Source organism: Staphylococcus sp. EG-SA-2, from assembly GCF_017152085.1.
This window is the reverse complement of the sequence record NZ_JACYHC010000467.1, coordinates 22,196-43,862: the sequence shown is the minus strand read 5'-3', so window position 1 is coordinate 43,862 and position 21,667 is coordinate 22,196. Positions and strand designations below refer to the sequence as shown.

The window sequence follows — 21,667 nt, the reverse complement described above, 5'->3', positions numbered from 1 at the left end:
ATGGGATTCATCGAACCATTTACAAAAGAACTTCCAATGGAATACGCGGTCGAAATGAACCGTTTAATCAAGTTCGAAATGGAAGGTAGTATTGGATAGCTTTAAACCGCGTTGTTAAGCCATTCTTAACTTCCGAAAATGACTATTGATACCATTTTGATACCATTTACTTGTCAAAAATGGCTATTGCATCGTGTTTTTTCTGAGTATATAAATGGCTGTAAGTGCCCATCGTTTCAGTGATTTGAGCATGTCTCATAAGTGACTGTAAAACGAAAATATCTACACCATTATTTGCAAGATAAGATGCATAAGAATGTCTTAACGCGTGAATGTTATAATGGGGGAAAGCTTTTTGGAATTTCTTTTGAACATGACTGTAATGTTTGGGAGCCATTCCTCCGAAAATAAAATAACTACGTTCATCAAAATATTTGTTTAACTCTTTTTCACGTTGGTGTCGTTCAGTTAACATTGTATTGATGAATTTAGGTAAAGGAACAATATCCTCTGAACTATCTGTTTTTGGTCTCGGAAATATAGTTCTATTAGAGATGTCCATTGTTTTATTTATGGATATCTCTTTTTTGTATTTATTGTAGTCTGTCCAAACAAGAGCCATAGCTTCGCCAATCCTTAAACCTGTATAAAACATTAATGTAAATAACTCTCTGTAATCTTGCTCTTCAATGTCTTTGATTCTTTCTTCAAATTCTTCACGCATCATAAACTTAGGTTTTGGCTTTACACGCGGAATAGGTTTAATTGATATTGTTGGATCTGTACGTAATCCAAAGTATTTTTTGGCATAATTAATTACAACTTTAAAACCTGACCAAATTGTACGAGCAGAATTTGTTGACGCTACATTCTCTATTAGATATTTACGAAACTCTTGGCATTGATTTTGCGTTATCTTATTCATTTTTATGTGCCCGAACTTAGCTTTAAAGTGTTTATGATATTCATTTTGTTTGCGTCGTTTTGTTTTAGGTCTCAAATCGCTATTTTCTAAATAGTGATGAAAAACATAATCAAATGTTTTTGAATCGCTATATCCTTCGTTTACGTCATTCAAAAAGATAGCCTCTGCTCTCTTAGCTTCACGCTTAGTTGAAAAACCGCGTTGCATCTTACGTTTGTTATTACCGTATACATCTTTATATCTAATGGAAAAATACCATTTACCTGTATTATCATCCTTATATACTGGCATTTTGCTTCTCCCTCCTCAAAATTGGCAAAAAAATAATAAGGGTAGGCGGGCTACCCGAAATTTAGTACTAGGTACTAAATGTGATATAATAAAATAAAAAGTAGGTGATGAAATGTGCGTAAAGTTTACTGACGCAGAAATAGCTTATATAAAAGAATCAGTTGAAAATTATAGTAGTGAATTTGATATTTATGACGATGAACAAGAACTTAAATTAAAAATTTATGAACAAATTATGTTAAAAATAGAGTCCGAATACAAGGATATCTATTTATTCCGTCTTATTAATTGATTTACTGTATTCGGTTAATATTCTTTCGTTTTCATCAACGATGTCCTTTAGTGTGTTTAAAAGGAAGTCGCAATCACCTTTGGCTACTGCACCGGCTTGTGAATGGTTGATTATATTTCTCATACTATAAGCAATTTCTACCCGTTTTTTGGTTCTATAATTCACTTTACCCTCTTTAGTTAATTCTCCTAATAATTTGGTGTACATAGTTGAATCGGTGTCTTTATGTTTGATTTTATTCACTTTTTTTAATTTGATTAAAAACGTCTCTATAGCAACAGCAAAGGTTGCTGCAGCTGGCAAATACAACTCCCTTTTATAAGCTTGTAATCCTTGTTCTATTTGATAAGAAAAAGTTATATCATCAACAATCTTTTTCATGCTATTTAAATCTAAGTGGTTGAACGGTTGTATTTCATCATGTGCTTTGTTTATCAATTTCTCTTTCGACTTCGATATCAATGTATTGTAATGATCGTTAGCTAATCGTTTGCCATAATTAAAAAATAAATCTAAATTGTTTTGTATTATTACAGTCCCGATATATTTTCCGTAGTAAATAGACGTGTAATAAATGTAGTTATTAAAATCTAATAATCCGGATTGTTCTTCTACATACTTTTTAGAATCATATATGTATGAAGTAAAGTGTTTAGACAAATGTTTGATATCAGTATTACGAAAATTATATATTTCTTTTAATTTACTGTCATTTGAGATAACAACGATGCAAGGTTCTTCAAAAAAAGATTGATTTAGATAAAATATCGAAATCTTGTAATCGTCTTTTCTCATGAATGGGAAGGCTTCCGGATTACTACTAAACTGATAAATGTATCTGTTTTCAACTACATATTTGTAACCTTCTAAAAAATTACGCAAGTATTCTTTTAAAGTTTTATTCTCTTCCATCCCTCATCCTCCTCACGCCACACAAGCGCTATTAATCAATATCCAATAATTGTTGTTTTTTCTTATCGAACTCTTCCTGAGAAATTACTCCGACATCTAATAATTCTTTATATTTTATTAATTCATCAGCAACAGAAAAACTCATTTTTTCAGAATTGGATGGTTTCATAGAACTTTCTCGAATAGAGATTTGTTCTTGTATTGTTTCCGCCATTCTAGATACAGTGTTTTTTGATATGCTTCCTATAGCGATACTTGATGAACCGTGATGTATAATTATTTCGCCAAAAAGAAGTCCTTTTTTATACGAAACAGAATTGATTTTCTCGAATGGAAATTCATGAAATTTCAAACCATATATCATACCTTTATCTAAGAATAACAATCTTAGATCAGTACATACTATTAAGTAGGTATTATTATTGTACAATCCCGAAGTTACATACATTATGTTTTCATTATCTTTTAAAATCATAGGTAGTTCTTTCACTTCTTTTTTTGTACCAAACAAATCCTCTACACCTATTTCGCTAAATCTTTGGTAGATTTTAGATAAGTTTTCGTCAGATTTATTGATTTCACTTTCAAATTTCACTTCTTTTCTAGGTTTACTTTGGTATTCTTTTAAAATTTCTCTTTTGTCTTCAACAGATAGTTGCTTGTATTGTTTCTTTTCTTCTTTTGTTTTAGTTGCTAAATATTGACTCTCAATCATACTTTCTTTGAACGTTAATCTGCTCTTAGGTAATTCTTTCATGTTCATTTCTCCTTTATTTTTTGATTGTTAAATCGTTAGATCATAAGCATATTTAAATTCATTTATAAAATCAGATTTGCTTTCCATTTTCTCTTCTAAAAAACTTAAGTAGTTTTCTGCGTGGTAATTTTCGTTATTTGACATATAGTCGTTTAACCCATTGTGTATATGTCTTCTGATTACTTTTACCGCTATATGGATCGCTTGAAAACTCATTTGATACTTGTACGAAATTTGCTCAATATTAAAGTTGTTTATATATTTGTATCTTATATGTAAAGGAAACAATAAACATGAAGCAAATGAGTTTGCTTCATATTCTTCAGCAATCCTTCTATAATAATCTTTATATGTGAATGTTTTATTTAAATTAACTCCAGTATGTCCCATTATAAAATGACCATATTCATGAGCTAAAGTAAATCTTAGACGATTCATAGGCAGTAAATCGTTATAAACTATAATCGCTTTGTCTCCTTTTCTAATATGAAACGCTTCTTCTGAACCGAAAATAGAAGGTATTTTAAAATATAAAGTGCCAGTATTCTGAGAAAATTCAGAGAAAGTCACTAATTTAATACGTTTATCTTTTGAGATAATTTCAAATATATCTAAAGGAAAAGATAAGTTATATAGACCATTTGTGATCTCGTAAACTGCTTTCGCAGATTTAAAAAAAGATTTTTCATAATTTAATTTCAATTAAAAAGCCCCTTTGTTACTTAGTTAAATCATCCCAATCATCAAACATTGCTTCTAATATAGTCAAAGCTTTTTGCCTTTGTGCCTCCGTCATATTTTCTGTAGCTCGATGCATAATAAGAATATCTTCACTTTTATCTTCTCCGGAGTACTCATCTTTTTCTCTACCTAATAAGTAATCAACTGATACATCGAAGTGATCGGCAATTTTTTGCACCTTATCAATGCCTGGTTTGGTTTTCTCCCATCTTCTGATTTGTCCGTTTGAAAACCCTAAAGTTCTCTCTAATTCAGCAAAAGTCATACCTTTTGAATTGCACAAATTACGGATTCTTTGTACTAGATTCATAAATTTCTCCTATCACAGATTAACTTTTTCGCTATTTTTGTTGACAATTAGCATAAAAGTTAATACACTGTATTTAAGCTTTAAATTTAGCTTACTAAACACATAACAATTATTCGTTGGGGAACGAGTATTCAATACCTTTATGACAGGCATTACGAATTGTTATAGGTTTATTAAACTATGCTTAAATATTAGCATAAAAGTTATTGGTGTTCAACAGATAATTTATTTGCTTAGAAAAAATGTTATAGGAGGTGCTAATATGTCGACAACAGATTTCGGCTTGAAAGTGAGAACGGAATTATTAAAACGCAACATGACAAACAAGCAACTTGCGGAAATGCTAGAAATTTCAAGTGCTTACTTATCGGATATTTTACGTGGACGTAGAGATGCTTTTGAACAAAAGAAACGTATTGCGAAAATTTTAGAAATTAAAGAAGAGGTGAAGAGTTAATGAATGAAATTAAAACTTTCAGTAACGACATGTTTTCAATCTTAATCAAACAAGATAATGAAAATAATTTATTCGATTTAGAAACTGTCGCAAAAAGTTTGGGGTTCACTCAGTTTAAAAACGGCAAACAATATATTCGTTGGGAAACTATCAATAAATATTTAGGTAAATATCTTTCCCAAGAAGTTGGGAAAGGCGATTTCATACCAGAACCAATGGTATATAAGTTGGCTTTCAAAGCAGGTAATGCTGTAGCAGAAAAATTTCAAGATTGGTTGGCGATGGAAGTCCTACCAGCTATTCGCAAACACGGTATCTACGCAACAGACAATGTAATTGAACAAACATTAAAAGATCCAGACTACATCATTACAGTGTTGACTGAGTATAAGAAAGAAAAAGAGCAAAACTTACTTTTACAACAAGAAATCGGAGAACTAAAACCCAAAGCAGACTATGTAGATGAAATCTTAAAGTCAACTGGCACATTAGCCACAACTCAAATCGCGGCAGACTACGGTATATCAGCACAAAAGTTAAACAAACTACTACACGAAGCTAGACTACAACGAAAAGTAAATAAACAGTGGGTGCTTTACTCAGAACACATGGGCAAGAGTTACACAGATTCAGACACTATAACAATTGTGCGTTCTGATGGCAGAGAAGACACAGTTTTACAAACTAGATGGACACAAAAAGGCAGATTGAAAATACATGAAATCATGACTGAATTCGGTTATGAAGCTAACGTAACTACTTAACAGGAGGGCACAGCAAATGCAAGCTCAAAACAAAAAAGTCATCTATTACTACTATGACGAAGAAGGTAATAGACGACTATTATCAATTGGTAATTTAGATACCTATTTATTAGCAGATATCAAATCAAGATTTGGTTTATATAAAAAGGCAATACCTGATTTAGATAATCTATACATTCAAATAGATGGTATCGAATTTAAATTATATTAAATTTTTGGAAATGCAAAGGAGGCACAACAAATGTTACAAAAATTTAGAATCTCGAAAGAAAAAAATAAATTAAAACTCAAATTACTAAAGCATGCTAGTTACTGTTTGGAAACAAGTAACAACCCTGAACTGTTGCGAGCAGTTGCAGAGTTGCTTATAAAGATAAATCGATAAATAGCGAAGGAGTTGATTTTTTATGAATTCGGAACTAATTCTTGCAGGTGGTACTTTAGGATTAATTTTTGTGACGGTAATTGAGACTTATAAAAGTCGATCCTCTTTAAAGGAGAAAGTAATTGTGTCGATAGCTGCGGTAATTTCAGTTCTTCTGATAATTTCTCTGATTCTTCTAACGATTTAATAATTATCAGGTGAGAATAATAATTTAAAAATCGACTTAAAACTTCTCTGGCTTGTACATCTTTTTCATAATCATGTTCGAAAAATTTAAGTGCTAGATTGTATTTCTTCCAATAGTTAACTATATCGGGAGGTACATAACTAAAGTTTTTAATGATTATTTCAGAAATCTTATCTTTGCGGTGATAAGAGTAAAAACTCATGAAGTCTAATAAATCGGTAGAAGGCAACTCATAACAAGCTTTTAGAATCTCGGAGTAAAAATTATCATAGGTCTCTTTTTTGATTTGTTCTTCGAATTTTTCATTAGCCGTTTTTGTAGCAAGCCACCAAGAGAAAATTACCGCTATTAGAGGTATTGACATTTTTAAAAGTTCTAATAAACATTCCATAATTATCACTTCCTTTCACTAGGAGATAACTAAATTATACACAACACAAAAATAAAAAGGAGGAAAAGATATGATGAAAAATAGTTTGCAAGCTAAAGAACTTGCAGTAATTTTATCTGTTTCTAAATCCAAAGCAGGACAAATAATAAGAGAACTGAATAAAGAGCTTGAAGACGATGGGTACATTGCGATACGAGGCAGAATACCAGTCCAATTAGCTAGGAAAAAATTCCCTTATCACGACTTATCAGACGAGAGAATAATGGAGGAGTTGAAAAAAGAAAATGAGTAACATTTATAAAAGCTATCTATTAGCAGTATTATGCTTCACAGTCTTAGCAATTGTGCTTATGCCATTGCTGTACTTCACTACAGCATGGTCAATCGCGGGATTCGCAAGTATAGCGACATTCATATTTTATAAGGAATACTTTTATGGAGAATAAAAAAACTGCTACTTGCGCCAACAAGTAACAGTGACAAACGATTAACAAAATTAATTCGTGTTCAATATAAAACGAAAAAAGGAGGAAGTCAAGATGTATTACGAAATAGGCGAAATCATACGCAAAAATATTCATGTTAACGGATTCGATTTTAAGCTATTCATTTTAAAAGGTCATATGGGCATATCAATACAAGTTAAAGATATGAACAATGTACCAATTAAACATGCTTATGTCGTAGATGAGAATGACTTAGATATGGCATCAGACTTATTCAACCAAGCAATAGATGAATGGATTGAAGAGAACACAGACGAACAGGACAGACTAATTAACTTAGTCATGAGATGGTAGGAGGTCGCTATGAAGCAGACTGTAACTTATATCATTCGTCATAGGGATATGCCAATTTATATAACTAACAAACCAACCGATAACAATTCAGATATTAGTTACTCCACAAATAGAAATAGAGCTAGGGAGTTTAACGGTATGGAAGAAGCGAGTATCAATATGGATTATCACAAAGCAATCAAGAAAACAGTGACAGAAACTATTGAGTACGAGGAGGTAGAACATGACTGAACAAACATTATTTGAACAGTTGAACAGTAAAAACGTGAATGATCATACAGAACAAAAAAATGGATTAACTTATCTAGCATGGTCATATGCACACCAAGAGCTGAAAAAGATTGACCCAAACTACACAGTAAAAGTACACGAGTTTCCACATCCAGATATTAACACAGAAAATTATTTTGTACCTTATTTGGCTACACCAGAAGGCTATTTTGTACAGGTATCTGTGACTGTGAAAGATAGTACAGAGACTGAGTGGCTTCCAGTATTGGACTTTAGAAATAAATCGCTTGCTAAAGGTAGTGCAACAACTTTCGATATTAACAAAGCGCAAAAACGATGTTTTGTAAAAGCTTCGGCTTTACACGGTTTAGGCTTATATATCTACAACGGCGAGGAACTACCAAGTGCAAGTGACAACGATATTACAGAATTAGAAGAGCGTATCAATCAGTTCGTGAACTTATCTCAAGAAAAAGGGCGAGATGCAACTATCGATAAAACGATGAGATGGCTAAAAATATCTAACATTAATAAATTAAGTCAAAAACAAATCGCAGAAGCACACCAAAAATTAGATGCGGGATTAAAACAATTGGATAGTGAGGAGAAACAATAATGTTAAACAGAGCAGTATTAGTAGGACGCTTAACAAAAGACCCAGAATTAAGAAGCGCGCCAAATGGCGTAAATGTAGGTACATTCACATTGGCAGTAAACAGAACATTCACGAATGCTCAAGGCGAGCGTGAAGCAGATTTTATAAACGTAGTAGTGTTCAAGAAACAAGCTGAAAATGTTAAAAACTACCTTTCTAAAGGGTCGCTGGCAGGTGTAGACGGGCGACTACAAACACGTAGCTACGATAACAAAGACGGGAAACGTGTATTTGTTACAGAAGTAGTAGCGGACAGTGTTCAATTCTTAGAACCGAAGAATAACAACCAACAACCAAACAACAATTATCATCAACAAAGACAAACTCAAACTGGTAATAATCCTTTTGATAATACCACTGCGATTACTGATGATGACTTACCGTTCTGATTGGAATGATTAAATGCCGAAAATTACTAGTTATATCACTCAAGACGACGGCACAACAACAGTTGTCATCTCGGGTGTTGAATTAGGCAATAAAGAAACATTACTACTTGATAACGGGTTTGATGTAGAAGTAGATGTAAGCGTCATAGATCCGTTTCAAATTACCGGCAAGCAACGACGAAAAATATTCGCGCTTGTCAAAGACATAGAAGAATATACAGGTCAACCAATGGACTATATGCGACATATGTTCATCGAGTATGTAAGGACTTACTACGGCTATGATGAACGTATTTCACTAAGTAATTGTACGAGAACACAAGCAAGTCAAATCATTGAAGCAACGCTTGACTGGACGTTCTACAATGACATACCACTTAGCTACAAAACGAGTAATCTACTGAAACAAGATAAATCATTCTTATACTGGTCAACTGTTAACCGCAACTGTGTAATATGCGGAAAGCCTCACGCTGACCTAGCGCATTATGAAGCAGTTGGCAGAGGTATGAACAGAAACAAGATGAATCACTACGACAAACATGTATTAGCGCTATGTCGCGAACATCATAACGAGCAACATGCGATTGGCGTTAAGTCGTTTGATGATAAATATCACTTGCATGACTCGTGGATAAAAGTTGATGAGAGGCTCAACAAAATGCTGAAAGGAGGAGAATAATGGTTAAATCGATATTTTTACAAGATGGAGAAGAAATTTTTGTTGATGATGAAGATTATGAGAGAGTTAATCAATATATTTGGACAAAATCTTATGTAGATAACGTTAGAAGAATTCACACAAAGACACTCAACGTTAGCTTAAGTGGATTTGTATTAGAAAATGGTTTTCAAAAAATAAAAAATAATGATTTTACCAAAAACAACATCACTTCAATTGGTTATCAACAACGATGGGCAAGGCCTACAAGAAATACTTCGAGTATCTATAAAGGTGTTTATTTAAATCGAAAAACAAAAAAATGGTCTGCTGTAATAAAAATTGATAGCAAATCTAAATATTTAGGTAGTTTTGTTAATGAATGGGAGGCAGCTAAAGCATACAACAGCGCAGTAGATAAATATTGGGACGGACAAGGTTATAAGAATCATAAAAATCAAAATGACTCTATATTTGAATATGAATACAAAACTTACAAAGACCAAAAACGTCGTAGAAGAGGAAAAAGTAAGTTCAAAGGAGTCTATTCAACTCAAAGTGGTTATGTAGCGCAAATAACTTATAAAAGAAAGACATATCATATTGGATGGTCAAAAAATATTTATGAGACTGCTCTCATGTTTAATAAAATTAATTTTTATTTACATGGTTCAGACGTAATCCTTAATGACGTACCTATGACAGATGAACTTAAAGAATTCATATCTAACTGGGAAATACCGGACAAAATAAAAGCGCTGAAAGGAGAAGACAATGGGAGAAGTATCGTGGATAAAACTTAAAGTTGGCATGTTTGATGACAGCAAAATCAAATATATCGAAGCTTTACCCGAAAGAGATACGATCATAACTATTTGGGTTAAGTTGCTAACTTTATCAGGAAAGTACAACGAACAAGGTTATATTATGTTATCCGAAAACTTGCCTTATAACGAAGAAATGTTAGCAAATGAGTTTAGTCGACCTATCAACTCAATAAGGTTAGCAATACAAACTTTTGAGACATTGGGCATGATTGAAAAAGTTAATGGTGTCATAAAAGTGACAAATTGGGAAAAGCACCAAAACATTGAAGGACTCGAGAAAATCAGGGCGCAGAACAGGTTGAGGAAACAAAAGCAACGAGAAAACAACAGAAAATTGCTAAATGGTCACGTGACGTCACGTGACAGTCACGCAACAGAAGAAGATAAAGAATTAGATAAAGAATTAGAAAGAGATAAAGAAAAAGATATAGATAAGAACTTAAGTTCAAATAATAGCGCAACTGACGTTACGCATGAGCAATTTGAGGAATGGTGGAAACTTTACGACAAGAAGAAAGATAAGAAGATGTCTTTTACTAAATTCAAATCATGCTTAAAGAAACATTCTTTTGAGCAAATCATGCAAGGTACTCGAGAGTATTTAAAAACTATTACAGACAAACAATATCAAAAGTACCCCAAAACATTCTTAACTAATGAAAGCTATATGAATGATTATAGCGAAGAGATTAAAGAAACTGGCATAGATCAATTGGAACGTATGAAGTACGATGAAAGTTATTGGGATTAGGGGGACATTATGAAACCACTATTCAGCGAAAAGATAAACGAAAGCTTGAAAAAATATCAACCTACTCATGTCGAAAAGGGATTGAAATGTAAGAGGTGTGGCAGTGAATACGACTTATATAAGTTCGCTCCTACTAAAAAACACCCGAATGGTTACGAGTATAAAGATGGTTGCAAGTGTGAAATTTATGAGGAATATAAGCGAAACAAGCAACGGAAGATAAACAACATATTCAATCAATCAAATGTTAATCCGTCATTAAGAGATGCAACGGTTAACAACTATAAGCCACAAAATGAAAAACAAGTAAAAGCTAAACAAACAGCAATAGAGTATGTACAGGGTTTCTCTACAAAAGAACCAAAATCATTAATATTGCAAGGTTCATATGGAACTGGTAAAAGCCACCTAGCATACGCTATCGCAAAAGCAGTCAAATCTAAAGGGCATACAGTTGCTTTTATGCACATACCAATGTTGATGGATCGTATCAAAGCGACATACAACAAAAATGCAGTTGAAACTACAGACGAGCTAGTCAGATTGCTAAGTGATATTGATTTACTTGTACTAGATGATATGGGTGTAGAAAACACAGAGCACACTTTAAATAAACTTTTCAGCATTGTTGATAACAGAGTGGGTAAAAACAACATCTTTACAACTAACTTTAGTGATAAAGAACTAAATCAAAATATGAACTGGCAACGTATCAATTCAAGAATGAAACACAATGCGAGAAAAGTAAGAGTAATCGGAGACGATTTCAGGGAGCGAGATGCATGGTAACCAAAGAATTTTTAAAAACTAAACTTGAGTGTTCAGATATGTACGCTCAGAAACTCATAGACGAGGCACAGGGCGATGAAAATAGGTTGTACGACCTATTTATCCAAAAACTTGCAGAACGTCATACACGCCCCGCTATCGTCGAATATTAAGGAGTGTTAAAAAATGCCGAAAGAAAAATATTACTTATACCGAGAAGATGGCACAGAAGATATTAAGGTCATCAAGTATAAAGACAACGTAAATGAAGTTTATTCGTTCTCAGGAGCCCATTTCAGCGACGAAAAGAAAATTATGACTGATAGTGACCTAAAACGATTCAAAGGCGCTCACGGGCTTCTATATGAGCAAGAATTAGGGTTACAAGCAACGATATTTGATATTTAGAGGTGGCACATGGAAATAGAAATTAAATTTAACGAAACGTTTGAGGCACCTATAGGCTCGCCTCGTCCACGCTTTCGTAATACAGGTAGATTTGTACAAACCTACATGCCAACGGCTTATACAAAGCATAAAGCGTATATACAAGGGCAAATGCCTAAGTTGAATCTAGAGCATGCGCTAAAAATTGAATTAGACTTTTACTTTCCATTGCTTAAATCGTGGTCGAAGAAAAAGAAAAACGAAATGGTCGGGCAGTATAAAGTGACTAAGCCGGATATCGACAACTTAATTAAAACGGTATTAGATGCTTGTAATGGTCATGTATGGAAAGACGATAACCAAATTACAGAAATAACTAGCTCAAAACGTTATGGACTAGAACCAAAAATAATCATGCGAGTTGAGGAAGTGATCTAATGCAACAACAAGCATATATAAACGCAACGATTGATATAAGGATACCTACAGAAGTTGATTATCAGCATTTTGATGATGTGGATAAAGAAAAAGAAGCGCTGGCAGATTACTTATATAACAATCCGAACGAAATACTAGAGTATGACAATTTAAAAATTAGAAATGTAAATGTAGAGGTGGAATAAATGGCGGGCATAAAAACGAAAGTGAGAATAGACGGTAAGATGATGACTGTTAGCGAAATAGTTAAAAAGTACAACCTAAGCAAAGGACTACTTAATTACAGGATAGCAAAAGGGTTAACGGGCGATGCGCTTATTGCGCCACCACAAGAAAAACCCCCTTCTAAATACACTGAATATGAAAATGAGCAGATGAGAAAGAAAGGGCTCACGCCAGAAATAGTTAGAAACAGAGTTGCGAAGGGTTGGGAGTTGTCGGAAGCAATTGATGCACCTTTCGGCATGAAGCTAAACGACTATAGAGAAATACAAATAACAAAAGCTTTGGAGCGAGAACGTGCAATGGTTAGGCAACAACGTAAAGAGGCTGAGCTAAGAAGAAAGAAGCCACATTTGTTTAATGTACCTCAGAAACATTCACGTGATCCGTACTGGTTCGATGTCACTTATAACCAAATGTTCAAGAAGTGGCAGGAAGTATAAATGCCTAAAACCGATAGCGCATGTAAAGAATACTTAAACCAATTTTTCGGCTCTAAGAGATATTTGTATCAGGATAACGAACGAGTGGCACATATCCATGTAGTGAATGGCACTTATTACTTTCACGGGCATATCGTACCAGGTTGGCAAGGCGTGAAAAAGACATTTGATACAGCAGAAGAGCTCGAAACATATATAAAGCAACATGGTTTGGAATACGAGGAGCAGAAGCAACTAACTTTATTTTAGAGGAGATGGAAATGATGAATAACCGCGAACAAATTGAACAATCAATTATCAGTGCTAGTGCCTATAACGGTAATGACACAGAGGGATTACTAAAAGAGGTTGAAGACGTGTATAAGAAAGCGCAAGCGTTTGATGAAATACTTGAGGGTTTACCTAATGCTATGCAAGATGCACTCAAAGAAGATATTGGTCTTGATGAAGCAGTAGGGATTATGACGGGGCAAGTGGTCTATAAATATGAGGAGGAGCAGGAAAATGAGTATTAGTGTAGGAGATAAAGTATATAACCATGAAACAAACGAAAGTCTAGAGATTGTGCAATTGGTCGGAGATATTAGAGATACACATTATAAACTGTCTGATGATTCAGTTATTAGCATTATAGATTTTATTACTAAACCAATTTATCTAATTAAGGGGGACGAGTAAATGCTTGAAATCATCGACCAACGTGATGCATTGCTAGAAGAAAAGCATTTAAACGACGACTGGTGGTACGAGTTGGATTATTGGTTGAATAAACGCAAGTCAGAAAATGAACAGATTGATATTGATAGAGTGCTTAAATTTATTGAGGAATTAAAACGATAGGAGATAACGAATAAATGAATGATTTAACAGTAGATCAATTAAAAGAACTTTTACAAATACAAAAGGAGTTCGACGATAGAATACCAACCAGAAATTTAAATGACACAATAGCTAGTATGATTATTGAATTTGCGGAGTGGGTTAACACACTTGAGTTTTTTAAAAATTGGAAGAAACAACCAGGTAAGCCACTAGATACACAATTAGATGAGATTGCTGATTACTTAGCTTTCAGTTTGCAATTAACTCTGACTATTGTTGATGAAGAAGATTTGGAAGAAACTACTGAGGTTATGGTTGATTTGTTTGAAAATGAAGTTACTTTACCTAAACTACATTCAGTTTATTTTGTTCATGTAATGCATACGCTAACAGAACAATTTGTAAAAGGTATTGATAATAGTATTGTACAAGTTTTAATAATGCCGTTTTTGTACGCCAATACTTACTATTCAATCGACCAACTCATTGACGCATACAAAAAGAAAATGAAAAGGAATCACGAAAGACAAGATGGAACAGCAGACGCAGGAAAAGGATACGTGTAAAGATATCTTAGATCGAGTAAAGGAGGTTTTGGGGAAGTGAGAGAACGCACTAAAATTATATATCGTGGTTGGAACAAGGAGATATTTATTTTACAGGGTAAAAATATGAATGTTATTGGTTTGCGCCAAATATTTGATGAACTCAAAAGATCGTATGAAGGTTATAAAATCGTTGTTATTCCAATAGAAGTTGATTTTGAAATCAAATAAATAGGAGTGATAAGAAGTGACGCAATACTTAGTCACAACATTCAAAGATTCAACAGGACTACCACACGAACATTTTACTGTGGCTAGAGATAATCAGACGTTTACAGTTGTTGAGGCAGAGAGTAAAGAAGAAGCAAAAGAGAAGTACGAGGCACAAGTTAAAAGAGGTGCAGTTATTAAATTAGGTCAGTTGTTTGAAAATATAAGGGAGTGTGGGAAATGACGGATGTTAAAATTAAAACTATTTCAGGTGGAGTTTATTACACAACAACAGATCTAGCTTCTGGTGATTATATTAAACTTGTTATGAAGTTAGGGATTGAGTATTTTCTTCCGGTCAAAGATGTGTTCAACAATGAAGTATGGGTTAAAAGAGATGAGATTGAATCATTTACATTTATTGAGGAGGCAGACGATGATTAACATACCTAAAATGAAATTCTCGAAAAAGTACACTGAAATAATCAAAAAATATAAAAATAAAACACCTGAAGAAAAAGCTAAGATTGAAAATGATTTTATTAAAGATATTAATGATAAAGACAGTGAATTTTACAGTCCTATGATGGCTAATATGAATGAACATGAACTAAGGGCTATGTTAAGAATGATGCCTAGTTTAATTGATACTGGAGATGACAATGATGATTAAAAAACTTAAAAATATGGATTGGTTCGATATCTTTATTGCTGGAATACTGCGATTATTCGGCGTAATCGCACTGATGCTTGTTGTCATATCGCCTATCTATACAGTGGCTAGTTACCAAAACAAAGAAGTACATCAAGGGACAATTACAGATAAATATAACAAGAGACAAGATAAAGAAGACAAGTTCTATATTGTATTAGACAACAAACAAGTCATTGAAAACTCCGACTTATTATTCAAAAAGAAATTTGATAGCGCAGACATACAAGCTAGGTTAAAAGTAGGCGACAAAGTAGAAGTTAAGACGATTGGATATAGAATACACTTTTTAAATTTATATCCAGTCTTATACGAAGTAAAGAAGGTAGATAAACAATGATTAAGCAAATACTAAGATTATTATTCTTACTAGCAATGTACGAGCTAGGTAAGTATGTAACGGAGCAAGTATATATTATGATGACGGCTAATGATGATGTAGAGGCGCCGAGTGACTTCGCAAAGTTGAGTGATCAGTCAGATTTGATGAGGGCGGAGGTGTCAGAGTAAATGATGTGGTTAATCATAGCAATTATATTACTAGTCATCTTATTGTTTGGCGTGATGTTGCAAGCTGAACAGTTAAAAGGCGATGTGAAAGTTAAAGAGCGAGAGATAGAGATATTAAGAAGTAGATTGAGACATTTTGAAGATTAAAAATATTTGTATGGAGGGTATTCATGACTAAAAAGAAATATGGATTAAAATTATCAACAGTTCGAAAGTTAGAAGATGAGTTGTGTGATTATCCTAATTATCATAAGCAACTCGAAGATTTAAGAAGTGAAATAATGACACCATGGATTCCAACAGATACAAATATAGGCGGGGAGTTTGTACCGTCTAATACATCGAAAACAGAAATGGCAGTAACTAATTATCTTTGTAGTATACGAAGAGGTAAAATCCTTGAGTTTAAGAGTGCGATTGAACGTATAATCAACACATCAAGTAGGAAAGAACGCGAATTCATTCAAGAGTATTATTTTAACAAAAAGACTTTGATTGCGGTATGTTATGACATACACATTTCTGAAAGTACAGCGCATAGAATTAAGAAGAAGATAGTTTCTAAACTAGCCGAAGAATTAGGGGAATACTAAAATTGACAGTAAAATGACAGTTTTTGACACCTAAAACGAGATATTATGATATTGTAAGAATTATCTTAAGACGTGGGGTAATAGCCACATTAGATGTTCTCATCGATGTGATTGAGAAGTGACAAATATATAAAAATTGATATGTTACGCTATTAATCACTTACTACCTGCCTATATGGTGGGTAGTTTAATTCTTGCATTTTGAGTCATAACTATTTTCCTCCTTTCACATTTATTGAACGTAGCTCCTACACGAGATGTAGGGGCATTTTTATATTTAAAAAATAACAAGAGTAATTAACGTAAAGGCGTGTGATACAGTGAAAACAATTGATTAAATTAACACCGAAGCAAGAAAAGTTTGTGCTAGGACTCATAGAGGGCAAGAGCCAACGGAAAGCATATATTGACGCAGGGTATTCGACTAAAGGTAAGAGTGGGGAATATCTAGATAAAGAAGCGAGTACACTTTTTAAAAATCGGAAGGTTTCCGGAAGGTACGAAAAATTGCGTCAAGAAGTAGCTGAACAATCAAAATGGACACGCCAAAAGGCCTTTGAAGAATATGAGTGGCTAAAGAATGTAGCTAAGAATGACATTGAAATAGAGGGAGTGAAGAAAGCGACAGCTGATGCATTCCTCGCTAGTTTAGATGGTATGAATAGAATGACGTTAGGTAACGAAGTTTTAGCTAAAAAGAAAATAGAAACTGAAATTAAGATGCTTGAGAAGAAGATTGAACAAATAGATAAAGGTGACAGTGGAACAGAAGATAAAATCAAACAACTTCACGACGCAATAACGGAAGTGATCGTCAATGAATAAACTTAAATCTTTATATACGGACAAACAAATTGAAATATTGAAGCAAACGCAAAAACAAGATTGGTTTATGTTAATTAATCACGGAGCAAAGCGTACAGGTAAAACAATATTAAACAATGACTTATTTTTACGTGAGTTAATGCGTGTGCGAAAGATAGCAGACGAAGAAGGAATTGAGACACCTCAATATATACTTGCTGGTGCAACATTAGGTACGATTCAAAAAAACGTACTAATAGAGTTAACTAACAAATATGGCATTGAGTTTAATTTTGATAAATATAATTCATTCATGTTATTTGGCGTTCAAGTGGTTCAGACAGGTCACAGTAAAGTAAGTGGTATAGGAGCTATACGTGGTATGACATCGTTTGGTGCATATATCAATGAAGCGTCGTTAGCGCATGAAGAGGTGTTTGACGAGATTAAGTCACGTTGTAGTGGAACTGGTGCAAGAATATTGGTAGATACCAACCCTGACCATCCCGAGCATTGGTTGTTGAAAGATTATATTGAAAATACAGATCCTAAAGCAGGTATACTGAGTCACCAATTTAAGCTCGATGACAATAACTTTCTTAATGATAGATATAAAGAGTCTATTAAGGCTTCAACACCATCAGGTATGTTCTATGAACGTAATATCAACGGTATGTGGGTGTCTGGTGACGGTGTAGTATATGCCGACTTAGATTTGAATGAGAATACGATTAAAGCAGATGAACTGGACGACATACCTATCAAAGAATACTTTGCTGGTGTCGACTGGGGTTACGAGCACTATGGATCTATTGTGTTAATAGGACGAGGTATAGATGGTAACTTTTATTTTATTGAGGAGCACGCACACCAATTTAAGTTTATTGATGATTGGGTGGTTATTGCAAAAGATATTGTAAGTAGATATGGCAATATTAATTTTTACTGCGATACTGCACGACCTGAATACATCACTGAATTTAGAAGACATAGATTACGTGCAATTAACGCTGATAAAAGTAAACTATCGGGTGTGGAGGAAGTTGCTAAGTTGTTCAAACAAAACAAGTTACTTGTTCTTTATGATAATATGGATAGGTTTAAGCAAGAGGTATTTAAATATGTTTGGCACCCTACAAATGGAGAGCCTATAAAAGAATTTGATGACGTGTTGGACTCGTTAAGATATGCCATATACACACATACTAAACCTGAACGATTAAGGAGGGGGAAATGACATTGTATAAGTTAATAGATGATATTGAAGCACAAGGAATATTGCCTAAGCATATTGAGGCTCTAATAGAGTCACATAAAGACGATAGAGAGAGAATGGTTAATCTCTATAATAGATACAAGACACATATTGACTATGTACCAATATTCAAACGTCGACCAATTGAAGAAAAAGAAGATTTTGAAACTGGTGGAAATGTAAGGCGATTAGACGTGTCTGTTAATAACAAACTTAACAACTCTTTTGACAGCGAAATTGTTGATACACGTGTTGGTTATTTACATGGTGTTCCTGTTACTTATGATTTAGATGAAAACGCAGAAAAAAACGAAAAGTTGAAAAAGTTTATAACCAACTTTGCCATTAGAAATAGTGTTGATGATGAGGATTCTGAAATAGGTAAAATGGCAGCAATTTGCGGATATGGTGCTAGGTTAGCATATATTGATACGAATGGTGATATTAGGATTAAGAATATAGATCCCTATAATGTTATTTTTGTTGGCGACAATATTTTAGAACCTACATACTCATTGCGCTACTTTTATGAAAAAGATGATGATAATGGCACTGATTATGTGTACGCAGAGTTTTACGATAATGCTTATTATTATGTATTTCGAGGAGAAGGTATTGACGCTTTGCAAGAAGTTGGACGATATGAACATTTATTTGATTACAATCCATTGTTTGGTGTACCTAACAACAAAGAGATGATAGGAGATGCTGAAAAGGTTATTCACTTAATTGACGCATATGATTTAACAATGAGCGATGCATCAAGTGAGATTAGTCAGACACGTTTAGCATACCTTGTGTTACGCGGTATGGGTATGAGTGAAGAAATGATTCAAGAAACACAAAAGAGTGGCGCATTTGAGTTGTTCGACAAAGATATGGACGTTAAATACTTAACAAAAGATGTAAATGACACAATGATTGAGAACCATTTAGATCGAATCGAAAAGAATATCATGCGTTTTGCAAAGTCAGTAAACTTTAATTCTGACGAGTTTAACGGAAATGTACCTATCATTGGAATGAAACTTAAACTTATGGCTTTAGAGAACAAGTGTATGACGTTTGAGCGTAAGATGACAGCTATGTTGAGGTATCAATTCAAAGTTATTTTATCTGCATTAAAGCGTAAAGGGTACAACTTGGATGATGATAGTTATTTAAACCTGATATTTAAGTTCACTCGTAACATTCCAGTTAATAAGTTAGAAGAATCACAAGTGCTAATTAACCTGAAGGGACAAGTTTCAGAACGAACAAGGTTAGGACAATCACAACTAGTTGATGATGTTGATTACGAATTAGACGAAATGGAAAAAGAAAGTCTTGAATTTAATGACAAATTACCTGACATAGATGAAGGTGACGCAAATGACAAATCCCAAAATAACCAATCAGAATGATATTGATGAGTATATCGAGGGTTTAATCTCTAAAGCAGAAAAACCAATAGAACAACTATTTGCTAATCGACTTAAAGAGATAAAACAAATCATCGCAGATATGTTTGAGAAATATCAAAATGATGATGTGTATGTTACATGGACTGAATTCAATAAATACAACAGGCTCAATAAGGAGTTAACTCGTATAGGTACAATGTTGACTGATGACTATAGGCAAGTAGCTAAGATGATTCAGAAGTCACAAGAAGATGCTTATATAGAAAAATTCCTTATGAGCCTTTATTTATATGAAATGGCGAGTCAAACATCTATGCAGTTTGATGTTCCGAGTAAAGAGGTAATCAAATCAGCTATTGAACAACCTATTGAGTTCATTCGTTTAATGCCAACACTACAAAAACATCGTGATGAAGTATTGAAAAAGATACGTATGCACATTACACAAGGTATTATGAGTGGAGAGGGTTACTCTAAGATAGCTAAAGCAATACGTGATGATGTCGGCATGTCTAAAGCTCAATCATTGCGTGTGGCTCGTACAGAAGCAGGCAGAGCAATGTCACAAGCTGGACTTGATAGCGCAATGGTTGCTAAAGATAACGGTTTGAAGATGAAGAAACGTTGGCATGCTACTAAAGATACACGAACACGTGATACTCATCGTCATTTAGATGGGGAATCAGTGGAAATAGATCAGAATTTTAAATCAAGTGGGTGTGTTGGGCAGGCGCCCAAGCTATTTATTGGTGTAAACAGTGCGAAAGAGAATATTAATTGTCGTTGCAAATTACTTTATTATATTGATGAAAATGAATTGCCAACTGTAATGAGAGCACGTAAAGACGATGGTAAAAATGAAGTTATCCCATTCATGACTTATCGTGAGTGGGAGAAATATAAGCGAAAAGGTGGTAATTGATATGGATTTTAAAATAAAAGTAAATGTTGATACTGGCGAAGCTATAGAAAAGTTAGAACGCATTAAATCCTTGTACGAAGAGATAGTAGAGTTACAAAACGAAAAAGTTGTTGTAAACGTAACAGTTAAAAATGAAGCTGATTTAGATATGGTTAAAACATCTATTAGCGAAGAAAATGCTAAAAATAATGATTTCACACTTTTTTAGTTGTCTCTTTGCTACTCGACCTTAGCATGTCGTTAAACTGCTTTTTATTATGCACTTTTCGGACTGTTAGGGTACGCGAAGGGCAAAAAGGAGTTTTGATATATGAATATCGAAGAAGTTAAGTCTTTTTTTGAAGAACACAAAGACGATAAAGAAGTAAAAGATTATCTAAAGGGACTTAAGACGGTGTCTGTTGATGACGTTAAAGGCTTTTTAGATACAGAAGAAGGTAAACGATTCATTCAACCTGAATTAGATCGTTATCATTCGAAAGGATTAGAATCATGGAAAGAGAAAAATCTTGAGGATCTAATCGAACAAGAAGTACGGAAGCGTAATCCTGAGCAATCAGAAGAACAAAAACGTATTAGTGCTCTTGAACAAGAGTTAGAAAAACGCGACGCAGAGGCAAAACGTGAGAAGTTAAGAAGTAACGCGCTAGGTAAAGCGCAGGAACTAAATTTACCAACATCCTTAGTTGATAGATTTTTAGGCGATTCTGATGAAGATACTGAGCAAAACTTAAAAGCTTTAAAAGAAACCTTTGACAAGTATGTTCAAAAAGGCGTTGAGTCTAAATTTAAATCGAGTGGAAGAGATGTTAAAGAATCACGAAATCAAGATTTAGACCCTTCAAATGTAAAGTCCATTGAAGAAATGGCGAAAGAAATCAATATTAGAAAATAAAGTGAGGTAATA

Annotated in this window: 46 protein-coding genes; 40 read left to right on the top strand and 6 right to left on the bottom strand. The window is 33.7% G+C overall.

Features of this window, described 5'->3' with window-relative positions; all coding sequences use genetic code 11:
* Positions 1-99, top strand: a 99-nt coding sequence (locus IDG60_RS22170) for a hypothetical protein (protein ID WP_224756941.1), incomplete at its 5' end; no start/stop codon positions are given.
* A gap of 67 nt (positions 100-166) precedes the next feature.
* On the opposite strand, the gene IDG60_RS06890 is transcribed toward IDG60_RS22170, so the two are convergent.
* Positions 167-1,216 carry a site-specific integrase gene (locus IDG60_RS06890; RefSeq protein ID WP_001145726.1) on the bottom strand — a complete coding sequence of 350 codons (1,050 nt, stop codon included), beginning with the start codon at positions 1,214-1,216 and terminating at the stop codon, positions 167-169.
* 112 nt (positions 1,217-1,328) lie between these two features.
* Here IDG60_RS06890 and IDG60_RS06885 point away from each other — a divergent pair, with 112 nt between their 5' ends.
* Positions 1,329-1,508 (top strand): hypothetical protein, encoded by a 180-nt coding sequence (locus IDG60_RS06885; protein ID WP_000337826.1) that lies wholly within the window; start codon positions 1,329-1,331, stop codon positions 1,506-1,508.
* On the opposite strand, the gene IDG60_RS06880 is transcribed toward IDG60_RS06885, so the two are convergent.
* From IDG60_RS06880 to IDG60_RS06865, 4 genes are read right to left on the bottom strand one after another with little or no spacing between them, the layout of a single operon-like run.
* Positions 1,488-2,420 (bottom strand): hypothetical protein, encoded by a 933-nt coding sequence (locus IDG60_RS06880; protein WP_000392186.1) that lies wholly within the window; start codon positions 2,418-2,420, stop codon positions 1,488-1,490. The genes IDG60_RS06885 and IDG60_RS06880 overlap by 21 nt on opposite strands.
* A gap of 31 nt (positions 2,421-2,451) precedes the next feature.
* Positions 2,452-3,177: a PH domain-containing protein gene (locus tag IDG60_RS06875; RefSeq protein WP_000661437.1), complete on the bottom strand. Its 726-nt coding sequence runs from the start codon at positions 3,175-3,177 to the stop codon at positions 2,452-2,454.
* 27 nt (positions 3,178-3,204) lie between these two features.
* The gene (locus IDG60_RS06870) at positions 3,205-3,879 is read right to left on the bottom strand and encodes an ImmA/IrrE family metallo-endopeptidase (protein ID WP_000775187.1); all 675 of its coding nucleotides are present in this window, start codon (positions 3,877-3,879) and stop codon (positions 3,205-3,207) included.
* Between the two features lie 16 nt (positions 3,880-3,895).
* Positions 3,896-4,228 (bottom strand): helix-turn-helix domain-containing protein, encoded by a 333-nt coding sequence (locus tag IDG60_RS06865; protein ID WP_001055143.1) that lies wholly within the window; start codon positions 4,226-4,228, stop codon positions 3,896-3,898.
* 262 nt (positions 4,229-4,490) lie between these two features.
* On the opposite strand from IDG60_RS06865, the gene IDG60_RS06860 reads away from it, so the two are divergent.
* Genes IDG60_RS06860 through IDG60_RS06845 form a run of 4 tightly spaced genes read left to right on the top strand, consistent with a single transcriptional unit; the run spans position 4,491 to position 5,834 of the window.
* Entirely contained in the window at positions 4,491-4,685 is a 195-nt protein-coding gene (locus IDG60_RS06860) for a helix-turn-helix domain-containing protein (protein WP_000108122.1), read from the top strand.
* A complete protein-coding gene (locus tag IDG60_RS06855) occupies positions 4,685-5,449 on the top strand; it encodes a phage antirepressor KilAC domain-containing protein (RefSeq protein WP_064305808.1) in 765 nt (254 codons plus the stop codon). Before IDG60_RS06860 ends, IDG60_RS06855 begins: the two co-directional genes overlap by 1 nt.
* 16 nt (positions 5,450-5,465) lie before the next feature.
* Complete coding sequence (locus IDG60_RS06850) at positions 5,466-5,660, top strand: hypothetical protein (RefSeq protein ID WP_001148857.1); 195 nt, start codon at positions 5,466-5,468, stop codon at positions 5,658-5,660.
* Between the two features lie 30 nt (positions 5,661-5,690).
* The gene (locus IDG60_RS06845; protein WP_000939503.1) at positions 5,691-5,834 is read left to right on the top strand and encodes a hypothetical protein; all 144 of its coding nucleotides are present in this window, start codon (positions 5,691-5,693) and stop codon (positions 5,832-5,834) included.
* Between the two features lie 20 nt (positions 5,835-5,854).
* Here IDG60_RS06845 and IDG60_RS06840 read toward each other — a convergent pair whose 3' ends face one another.
* Positions 5,855-6,412 (bottom strand): hypothetical protein, encoded by a 558-nt coding sequence (locus IDG60_RS06840; RefSeq protein WP_000388992.1) that lies wholly within the window; start codon positions 6,410-6,412, stop codon positions 5,855-5,857.
* 70 nt (positions 6,413-6,482) lie between these two features.
* Here IDG60_RS06840 and IDG60_RS06835 point away from each other — a divergent pair, with 70 nt between their 5' ends.
* From IDG60_RS06835 to IDG60_RS06670, 34 genes are all read left to right on the top strand, one after another.
* Complete coding sequence (locus tag IDG60_RS06835) at positions 6,483-6,704, top strand: hypothetical protein (protein ID WP_064305809.1); 222 nt, start codon at positions 6,483-6,485, stop codon at positions 6,702-6,704.
* Positions 6,697-6,858 (top strand): DUF1270 family protein, encoded by a 162-nt coding sequence (locus IDG60_RS06830; protein ID WP_052995610.1) that lies wholly within the window; start codon positions 6,697-6,699, stop codon positions 6,856-6,858. The genes IDG60_RS06835 and IDG60_RS06830 overlap by 8 nt, the downstream gene beginning before the upstream one ends.
* A 93-nt stretch (positions 6,859-6,951) precedes the next feature.
* Positions 6,952-7,212 (top strand): DUF1108 family protein, encoded by a 261-nt coding sequence (locus tag IDG60_RS06825; RefSeq protein ID WP_000291090.1) that lies wholly within the window; start codon positions 6,952-6,954, stop codon positions 7,210-7,212.
* Between the two features lie 9 nt (positions 7,213-7,221).
* Positions 7,222-7,443, top strand: coding sequence for a DUF2483 family protein (locus IDG60_RS06820; RefSeq protein ID WP_000815401.1), 222 nt, complete (start codon positions 7,222-7,224; stop codon positions 7,441-7,443).
* Complete coding sequence (locus IDG60_RS06815; protein ID WP_000139720.1) at positions 7,436-8,059, top strand: Sak single strand annealing protein; 624 nt, start codon at positions 7,436-7,438, stop codon at positions 8,057-8,059. The genes IDG60_RS06820 and IDG60_RS06815 overlap by 8 nt, the downstream gene beginning before the upstream one ends.
* On the top strand, positions 8,059-8,487 hold the full coding sequence (gene ssb, locus IDG60_RS06810; RefSeq protein WP_064305810.1) for a single-stranded DNA-binding protein: 429 nt from the start codon (positions 8,059-8,061) through the stop codon (positions 8,485-8,487). Before IDG60_RS06815 ends, ssb begins: the two co-directional genes overlap by 1 nt.
* A gap of 13 nt (positions 8,488-8,500) precedes the next feature.
* On the top strand, positions 8,501-9,169 hold the full coding sequence (locus IDG60_RS06805; RefSeq protein WP_064305811.1) for a putative HNHc nuclease: 669 nt from the start codon (positions 8,501-8,503) through the stop codon (positions 9,167-9,169).
* Positions 9,169-9,951, top strand: a complete 783-nt coding sequence (locus IDG60_RS06800) for an AP2/ERF family transcription factor (protein WP_017804645.1) — start codon at positions 9,169-9,171, stop codon at positions 9,949-9,951. Before IDG60_RS06805 ends, IDG60_RS06800 begins: the two co-directional genes overlap by 1 nt.
* The gene (locus tag IDG60_RS06795) at positions 9,923-10,726 is read left to right on the top strand and encodes a phage replisome organizer N-terminal domain-containing protein (protein WP_000504985.1); all 804 of its coding nucleotides are present in this window, start codon (positions 9,923-9,925) and stop codon (positions 10,724-10,726) included. Before IDG60_RS06800 ends, IDG60_RS06795 begins: the two co-directional genes overlap by 29 nt.
* A gap of 9 nt (positions 10,727-10,735) precedes the next feature.
* On the top strand, positions 10,736-11,515 hold the full coding sequence (locus IDG60_RS06790; protein WP_000803070.1) for an ATP-binding protein: 780 nt from the start codon (positions 10,736-10,738) through the stop codon (positions 11,513-11,515).
* Positions 11,509-11,667 carry a hypothetical protein gene (locus IDG60_RS06785; RefSeq protein WP_000256597.1) on the top strand — a complete coding sequence of 53 codons (159 nt, stop codon included), beginning with the start codon at positions 11,509-11,511 and terminating at the stop codon, positions 11,665-11,667. Before IDG60_RS06790 ends, IDG60_RS06785 begins: the two co-directional genes overlap by 7 nt.
* A gap of 13 nt (positions 11,668-11,680) precedes the next feature.
* A complete protein-coding gene (locus tag IDG60_RS06780) occupies positions 11,681-11,902 on the top strand; it encodes a DUF3269 family protein (protein WP_064305812.1) in 222 nt (73 codons plus the stop codon).
* A 9-nt stretch (positions 11,903-11,911) separates the two neighbouring features.
* Complete coding sequence (locus IDG60_RS06775; protein ID WP_064305813.1) at positions 11,912-12,319, top strand: RusA family crossover junction endodeoxyribonuclease; 408 nt, start codon at positions 11,912-11,914, stop codon at positions 12,317-12,319.
* Entirely contained in the window at positions 12,319-12,504 is a 186-nt protein-coding gene (locus IDG60_RS06770) for a DUF3113 family protein (protein ID WP_031927496.1), read from the top strand. Before IDG60_RS06775 ends, IDG60_RS06770 begins: the two co-directional genes overlap by 1 nt.
* Positions 12,505-12,984, top strand: coding sequence for an SA1788 family PVL leukocidin-associated protein (locus IDG60_RS06765; RefSeq protein ID WP_206160570.1), 480 nt, complete (start codon positions 12,505-12,507; stop codon positions 12,982-12,984).
* Entirely contained in the window at positions 12,985-13,233 is a 249-nt protein-coding gene (locus IDG60_RS06760; RefSeq protein WP_001126836.1) for a phi PVL orf 51-like protein, read from the top strand.
* A 14-nt stretch (positions 13,234-13,247) separates the two neighbouring features.
* A complete protein-coding gene (gene higB / locus IDG60_RS06755; RefSeq protein WP_001065046.1) occupies positions 13,248-13,499 on the top strand; it encodes a type II toxin-antitoxin system toxin HigB in 252 nt (83 codons plus the stop codon).
* Complete coding sequence (gene higA, locus IDG60_RS06750) at positions 13,489-13,662, top strand: type II toxin-antitoxin system antitoxin HigA (RefSeq protein ID WP_000028424.1); 174 nt, start codon at positions 13,489-13,491, stop codon at positions 13,660-13,662. Before higB ends, higA begins: the two co-directional genes overlap by 11 nt.
* Positions 13,663-13,824 (top strand): hypothetical protein, encoded by a 162-nt coding sequence (locus tag IDG60_RS06745; protein ID WP_000889680.1) that lies wholly within the window; start codon positions 13,663-13,665, stop codon positions 13,822-13,824.
* 14 nt (positions 13,825-13,838) lie between these two features.
* Positions 13,839-14,372 carry a dUTPase gene (locus IDG60_RS06740; RefSeq protein WP_061839007.1) on the top strand — a complete coding sequence of 178 codons (534 nt, stop codon included), beginning with the start codon at positions 13,839-13,841 and terminating at the stop codon, positions 14,370-14,372.
* Positions 14,373-14,408: 36 nt separating this feature from the next.
* Positions 14,409-14,582: a hypothetical protein gene (locus IDG60_RS06735; RefSeq protein ID WP_001209217.1), complete on the top strand. Its 174-nt coding sequence runs from the start codon at positions 14,409-14,411 to the stop codon at positions 14,580-14,582.
* Between the two features lie 16 nt (positions 14,583-14,598).
* Positions 14,599-14,805: a DUF1381 domain-containing protein gene (locus IDG60_RS06730; protein WP_015988673.1), complete on the top strand. Its 207-nt coding sequence runs from the start codon at positions 14,599-14,601 to the stop codon at positions 14,803-14,805.
* The gene (locus tag IDG60_RS06725; protein WP_015988674.1) at positions 14,802-15,005 is read left to right on the top strand and encodes a hypothetical protein; all 204 of its coding nucleotides are present in this window, start codon (positions 14,802-14,804) and stop codon (positions 15,003-15,005) included. The genes IDG60_RS06730 and IDG60_RS06725 overlap by 4 nt, the downstream gene beginning before the upstream one ends.
* Positions 14,998-15,234 carry a DUF7366 family protein gene (locus tag IDG60_RS06720; RefSeq protein ID WP_000608283.1) on the top strand — a complete coding sequence of 79 codons (237 nt, stop codon included), beginning with the start codon at positions 14,998-15,000 and terminating at the stop codon, positions 15,232-15,234. Before IDG60_RS06725 ends, IDG60_RS06720 begins: the two co-directional genes overlap by 8 nt.
* Positions 15,224-15,613, top strand: coding sequence for a hypothetical protein (locus IDG60_RS06715; protein WP_001596346.1), 390 nt, complete (start codon positions 15,224-15,226; stop codon positions 15,611-15,613). The genes IDG60_RS06720 and IDG60_RS06715 overlap by 11 nt, the downstream gene beginning before the upstream one ends.
* Positions 15,610-15,783 (top strand): transcriptional activator RinB, encoded by a 174-nt coding sequence (gene rinB / locus IDG60_RS06710; protein ID WP_000595257.1) that lies wholly within the window; start codon positions 15,610-15,612, stop codon positions 15,781-15,783. The genes IDG60_RS06715 and rinB overlap by 4 nt, the downstream gene beginning before the upstream one ends.
* The gene (locus IDG60_RS06705) at positions 15,784-15,930 is read left to right on the top strand and encodes a hypothetical protein (protein ID WP_000989998.1); all 147 of its coding nucleotides are present in this window, start codon (positions 15,784-15,786) and stop codon (positions 15,928-15,930) included. It abuts the gene before it with no gap.
* A 23-nt stretch (positions 15,931-15,953) separates the two neighbouring features.
* Positions 15,954-16,376, top strand: a complete 423-nt coding sequence (locus tag IDG60_RS06700; RefSeq protein ID WP_000162701.1) for a RinA family phage transcriptional activator — start codon at positions 15,954-15,956, stop codon at positions 16,374-16,376.
* Positions 16,377-16,706: 330 nt separating this feature from the next.
* Positions 16,707-17,201: a terminase small subunit gene (locus tag IDG60_RS06695; RefSeq protein ID WP_000594087.1), complete on the top strand. Its 495-nt coding sequence runs from the start codon at positions 16,707-16,709 to the stop codon at positions 17,199-17,201.
* Positions 17,194-18,417: a PBSX family phage terminase large subunit gene (locus tag IDG60_RS06690; RefSeq protein ID WP_064305815.1), complete on the top strand. Its 1,224-nt coding sequence runs from the start codon at positions 17,194-17,196 to the stop codon at positions 18,415-18,417. The genes IDG60_RS06695 and IDG60_RS06690 overlap by 8 nt, the downstream gene beginning before the upstream one ends.
* The gene (locus tag IDG60_RS06685; RefSeq protein WP_000177422.1) at positions 18,414-19,838 is read left to right on the top strand and encodes a phage portal protein; all 1,425 of its coding nucleotides are present in this window, start codon (positions 18,414-18,416) and stop codon (positions 19,836-19,838) included. The genes IDG60_RS06690 and IDG60_RS06685 overlap by 4 nt, the downstream gene beginning before the upstream one ends.
* Positions 19,807-20,760, top strand: coding sequence for a phage head morphogenesis protein (locus IDG60_RS06680; protein ID WP_000184133.1), 954 nt, complete (start codon positions 19,807-19,809; stop codon positions 20,758-20,760). Before IDG60_RS06685 ends, IDG60_RS06680 begins: the two co-directional genes overlap by 32 nt.
* A 1-nt stretch (position 20,761) precedes the next feature.
* Positions 20,762-20,968: a hypothetical protein gene (locus IDG60_RS06675; RefSeq protein ID WP_206160569.1), complete on the top strand. Its 207-nt coding sequence runs from the start codon at positions 20,762-20,764 to the stop codon at positions 20,966-20,968.
* Between the two features lie 102 nt (positions 20,969-21,070).
* On the top strand, positions 21,071-21,655 hold the full coding sequence (locus IDG60_RS06670; RefSeq protein WP_001019219.1) for a DUF4355 domain-containing protein: 585 nt from the start codon (positions 21,071-21,073) through the stop codon (positions 21,653-21,655).
* Positions 21,656-21,667 lie beyond the last annotated feature (12 nt).

Bases quoted from the DNA above. Each gene is read 5' to 3' on its own strand.
- IDG60_RS06670 (WP_001019219.1), top strand. From the start codon at position 21,071: ATGAATATCGAAGAAGTTAAGTCTTTTTTTGAAGAACACAAAGACGAT.
- IDG60_RS06825 (WP_000291090.1), top strand. From the start codon at position 6,952: ATGTATTACGAAATAGGCGAAATCATACGCAAAAATATTCATGTTAAC.
- IDG60_RS06745 (WP_000889680.1), top strand. From the start codon at position 13,663: ATGCTTGAAATCATCGACCAACGTGATGCATTGCTAGAAGAAAAGCAT.
- IDG60_RS06830 (WP_052995610.1), top strand. From the start codon at position 6,697: ATGAGTAACATTTATAAAAGCTATCTATTAGCAGTATTATGCTTCACA.
- IDG60_RS06765 (WP_206160570.1), top strand. From the start codon at position 12,505: ATGGCGGGCATAAAAACGAAAGTGAGAATAGACGGTAAGATGATGACT.
- higA (WP_000028424.1), top strand. From the start codon at position 13,489: ATGAGTATTAGTGTAGGAGATAAAGTATATAACCATGAAACAAACGAA.
- ssb (WP_064305810.1), top strand. From the start codon at position 8,059: ATGTTAAACAGAGCAGTATTAGTAGGACGCTTAACAAAAGACCCAGAA.
- IDG60_RS06685 (WP_000177422.1), top strand. From the start codon at position 18,414: ATGACATTGTATAAGTTAATAGATGATATTGAAGCACAAGGAATATTG.
- IDG60_RS06680 (WP_000184133.1), top strand. From the start codon at position 19,807: ATGACAAATCCCAAAATAACCAATCAGAATGATATTGATGAGTATATC.
- higB (WP_001065046.1), top strand. From the start codon at position 13,248: ATGAATAACCGCGAACAAATTGAACAATCAATTATCAGTGCTAGTGCC.
- IDG60_RS06865 (WP_001055143.1), bottom strand. From the start codon at position 4,228: ATGAATCTAGTACAAAGAATCCGTAATTTGTGCAATTCAAAAGGTATG.
- IDG60_RS06740 (WP_061839007.1), top strand. From the start codon at position 13,839: ATGAATGATTTAACAGTAGATCAATTAAAAGAACTTTTACAAATACAA.
- IDG60_RS06790 (WP_000803070.1), top strand. From the start codon at position 10,736: ATGAAACCACTATTCAGCGAAAAGATAAACGAAAGCTTGAAAAAATAT.
- IDG60_RS06820 (WP_000815401.1), top strand. From the start codon at position 7,222: ATGAAGCAGACTGTAACTTATATCATTCGTCATAGGGATATGCCAATT.
- rinB (WP_000595257.1), top strand. From the start codon at position 15,610: ATGATTAAGCAAATACTAAGATTATTATTCTTACTAGCAATGTACGAG.
- IDG60_RS06885 (WP_000337826.1), top strand. From the start codon at position 1,329: ATGTGCGTAAAGTTTACTGACGCAGAAATAGCTTATATAAAAGAATCA.
- IDG60_RS06860 (WP_000108122.1), top strand. From the start codon at position 4,491: ATGTCGACAACAGATTTCGGCTTGAAAGTGAGAACGGAATTATTAAAA.
- IDG60_RS06800 (WP_017804645.1), top strand. From the start codon at position 9,169: ATGGTTAAATCGATATTTTTACAAGATGGAGAAGAAATTTTTGTTGAT.
- IDG60_RS06855 (WP_064305808.1), top strand. From the start codon at position 4,685: ATGAATGAAATTAAAACTTTCAGTAACGACATGTTTTCAATCTTAATC.
- IDG60_RS06875 (WP_000661437.1), bottom strand. From the start codon at position 3,177: ATGAAAGAATTACCTAAGAGCAGATTAACGTTCAAAGAAAGTATGATT.
- IDG60_RS06835 (WP_064305809.1), top strand. From the start codon at position 6,483: ATGATGAAAAATAGTTTGCAAGCTAAAGAACTTGCAGTAATTTTATCT.
- IDG60_RS06880 (WP_000392186.1), bottom strand. From the start codon at position 2,420: ATGGAAGAGAATAAAACTTTAAAAGAATACTTGCGTAATTTTTTAGAA.
- IDG60_RS06795 (WP_000504985.1), top strand. From the start codon at position 9,923: ATGGGAGAAGTATCGTGGATAAAACTTAAAGTTGGCATGTTTGATGAC.
- IDG60_RS06840 (WP_000388992.1), bottom strand. From the start codon at position 6,412: ATGGAATGTTTATTAGAACTTTTAAAAATGTCAATACCTCTAATAGCG.
- IDG60_RS06720 (WP_000608283.1), top strand. From the start codon at position 14,998: ATGATTAACATACCTAAAATGAAATTCTCGAAAAAGTACACTGAAATA.
- IDG60_RS06890 (WP_001145726.1), bottom strand. From the start codon at position 1,216: ATGCCAGTATATAAGGATGATAATACAGGTAAATGGTATTTTTCCATT.
- IDG60_RS06785 (WP_000256597.1), top strand. From the start codon at position 11,509: ATGGTAACCAAAGAATTTTTAAAAACTAAACTTGAGTGTTCAGATATG.
- IDG60_RS06725 (WP_015988674.1), top strand. From the start codon at position 14,802: ATGACGGATGTTAAAATTAAAACTATTTCAGGTGGAGTTTATTACACA.
- IDG60_RS06705 (WP_000989998.1), top strand. From the start codon at position 15,784: ATGATGTGGTTAATCATAGCAATTATATTACTAGTCATCTTATTGTTT.
- IDG60_RS06690 (WP_064305815.1), top strand. From the start codon at position 17,194: ATGAATAAACTTAAATCTTTATATACGGACAAACAAATTGAAATATTG.
- IDG60_RS06770 (WP_031927496.1), top strand. From the start codon at position 12,319: ATGCAACAACAAGCATATATAAACGCAACGATTGATATAAGGATACCT.
- IDG60_RS06815 (WP_000139720.1), top strand. From the start codon at position 7,436: ATGACTGAACAAACATTATTTGAACAGTTGAACAGTAAAAACGTGAAT.
- IDG60_RS06700 (WP_000162701.1), top strand. From the start codon at position 15,954: ATGACTAAAAAGAAATATGGATTAAAATTATCAACAGTTCGAAAGTTA.
- IDG60_RS06845 (WP_000939503.1), top strand. From the start codon at position 5,691: ATGTTACAAAAATTTAGAATCTCGAAAGAAAAAAATAAATTAAAACTC.
- IDG60_RS06760 (WP_001126836.1), top strand. From the start codon at position 12,985: ATGCCTAAAACCGATAGCGCATGTAAAGAATACTTAAACCAATTTTTC.
- IDG60_RS06775 (WP_064305813.1), top strand. From the start codon at position 11,912: ATGGAAATAGAAATTAAATTTAACGAAACGTTTGAGGCACCTATAGGC.
- IDG60_RS06805 (WP_064305811.1), top strand. From the start codon at position 8,501: ATGCCGAAAATTACTAGTTATATCACTCAAGACGACGGCACAACAACA.
- IDG60_RS06675 (WP_206160569.1), top strand. From the start codon at position 20,762: ATGGATTTTAAAATAAAAGTAAATGTTGATACTGGCGAAGCTATAGAA.
- IDG60_RS06850 (WP_001148857.1), top strand. From the start codon at position 5,466: ATGCAAGCTCAAAACAAAAAAGTCATCTATTACTACTATGACGAAGAA.
- IDG60_RS06715 (WP_001596346.1), top strand. From the start codon at position 15,224: ATGATGATTAAAAAACTTAAAAATATGGATTGGTTCGATATCTTTATT.
- IDG60_RS06780 (WP_064305812.1), top strand. From the start codon at position 11,681: ATGCCGAAAGAAAAATATTACTTATACCGAGAAGATGGCACAGAAGAT.